Here is a 2,100-nt window from a genome sequence, read left to right as displayed (position 1 = left end):
TAAGGTTGTTGTCATTTGCCTATGATTCCTATTCCTTTTTCAAGGTTCTTTATGAATGATTATTCATAATGTTAAGAGAATGAATAAGTTTTGTAAAGTAATTTAAGCAAAAATATGCTTATGTAAACTATAAACTAAGCTTATCATATGTCTTTATCTCGGATTGTTACCTACAGCGCTGCCTACACGCTCGTTCCTACTTACGAATGCTTCAATCGCTGCACCTACTGTAATTTTCGTGCCGATCCCGGTCGAAGTGCTTGGTTGACACTCGCAGAGGTTGAACGGAAGCTAGAGTATCTCCTCTCACAAGGAATTTGCGAGATTCTCGTTCTCAGTGGCGAAGTTCATCCCGATTCTTCTCGAAGAGATGCTTGGTTTCAAAGAATCTACGACATCTGTCAACTAGCTTTGTCGGGAGGATTTCTTCCCCATACTAATGCGGGACCTCTCAGGTTTCAGGAGATGCAACAGCTCAAGCAGGTCAACGCATCGATGGGACTAATGCTGGAGCAGCTAACGCCAAACCTGTTGGAAACCGTTCATCTTCACGCTCCCAGCAAGGTTCCCGAACTGAGATTGCAACAGTTAGAATGGGCAGGGAAATTAAAAATTCCTTTTACGACGGGCTTATTATTGGGAATAGGAGAAAGGAAAGACGATCGCATCGAAACCCTCGAAGCAATTGCCCAAATTCATCGGCAATGGGGTCATATACAAGAAGTTATCCTACAACCGTACAGCCCCGGCGATCGCCAGAGTTTTACCGCATCAGCTTTCAATTCTCATCACTTACCAGACCTTATTGCCAAAGCGAGAGATATTCTTCCCCAGACCATTACCATACAAATTCCTCCCAACCTAATCCCAGACGCTAGCGTTTTGTTGGACTGCCTAGAAGCTGGCGCGAGAGACTTGGGCGGAATTGGTCCTAAAGATGAAGTCAATCCCGATTACCCCCATCCTCACCTGCAAAGACTTAGAGAGATTTTAGAACCAGCCGGATGGCAACTAATGCTGCGCTTGCCCGTTTATCCCCAGTATTACGATTGGTTATCGCCTCAATTGCGAGAGGCTGTTGCTGCGTGGGAATGCAAGCTGTTGCATTTCTAATTCTATGCCAACGTCGAAGACCCAAAATCGGGCGGGATATCTTGCCATCGTCCCGAACCGACGGCGCGGACGGCTTCAGAAAGCTTGACATCTCCGGTATAAAGGGCGCGACCGACGATAACGCCAGTTACGCCTGCTGGTTCGAGGGATAATAAACTCAGTAAATCAGTCAAAGAACTGATTCCACCAGAGGCAATAATGGGTATATCGACGACTTCTGCCAATTCTCTAAGGGCGACTTTATTGGGGCCCGTTAGTGTTCCGTCTCGGTGAATATCGGTATAAATAATCGCCGCGACTCCTTGTTGTGCCATTCGTCTTGCGAGTTCGGTAGCATCGACTTCTGACGTTTCCAACCAACCCCGCGTCGCGACCTTGCCGTTGCGAGCATCAATTCCGACAACGATTCTCTGAGGAAATTCCCCGCAAAGTTGGGCGACTAGCTGAGGATTTTCTACCGCGACGGTGCCTAGAATAACGCGATCGACTCCTAAAGCCAGTAGCTGACTGGCGCTATCGCGATCGCGCAATCCCCCGCCTACTTGTACTGGCAAGGACACGGCTTTGACAATCGCTTCAATTGCTTTTAAATTAGCGGGTTTGCCTTGTTTGGCGCCATCTAAATCGACGACGTGCAAGCGCGTAGCTCCCTGTTCAACCCATTGTCTCGCCACTTCGACAGGATTTTCATTAAAAACTTGCGATCGCATATAATCGCCCTGATACAAGCGCACGCATTTTCCATCTAGTAAATCGATCGCGGGAATGACTTCCATCTGCTCTATCCTAGTTCCTCGATCCTTTCATAACTATAGTTGTTTGAGCTTTTCCTCGCTCTCTTCAATCTCTAGTTTGTACACCCCTGCCATATCCCACCATTGAACACGCTACAAATCTTATCTTATCTGTCGCCTTACTTTGGAGAATTGGTATAAGCAGGTGCAACAGTTATGGTCAAAGTGGGAACACATGGGTTTTTTGTACATC

2 protein-coding genes are annotated in these 2,100 nt (G+C 46.9%); one reads left to right on the top strand and one right to left on the bottom strand.

The annotated features are described in order from the left end of the window. The first annotated feature begins 147 nt into the window (after positions 1–147). Positions 148–1,113 carry a 7,8-didemethyl-8-hydroxy-5-deazariboflavin synthase subunit CofG gene (cofG, locus tag NIES593_RS23120; protein WP_073601801.1) on the top strand — a complete coding sequence of 322 codons (966 nt, stop codon included), beginning with the start codon at positions 148–150 and terminating at the stop codon, positions 1,111–1,113. A gap of 2 nt (positions 1,114–1,115) precedes the next feature. Here cofG and hisA read toward each other — a convergent pair whose 3' ends face one another. Then, positions 1,116–1,889 (bottom strand): 1-(5-phosphoribosyl)-5-[(5-phosphoribosylamino)methylideneamino]imidazole-4-carboxamide isomerase, encoded by a 774-nt coding sequence (gene hisA, locus NIES593_RS23115; protein WP_073601800.1) that lies wholly within the window; start codon positions 1,887–1,889, stop codon positions 1,116–1,118. Positions 1,890–2,100: the final 211 nt, after the last annotated feature.

Origin of the sequence: Hydrococcus rivularis NIES-593 (assembly GCF_001904635.1) — a bacterium.
Lineage (GTDB): Bacteria > Cyanobacteriota > Cyanobacteriia > Cyanobacteriales > Microcystaceae > Hydrococcus > Hydrococcus rivularis.
The sequence above is the reverse complement of the archived record's forward strand: the minus strand, read 5'-3'. Positions and strand labels throughout refer to the sequence as shown.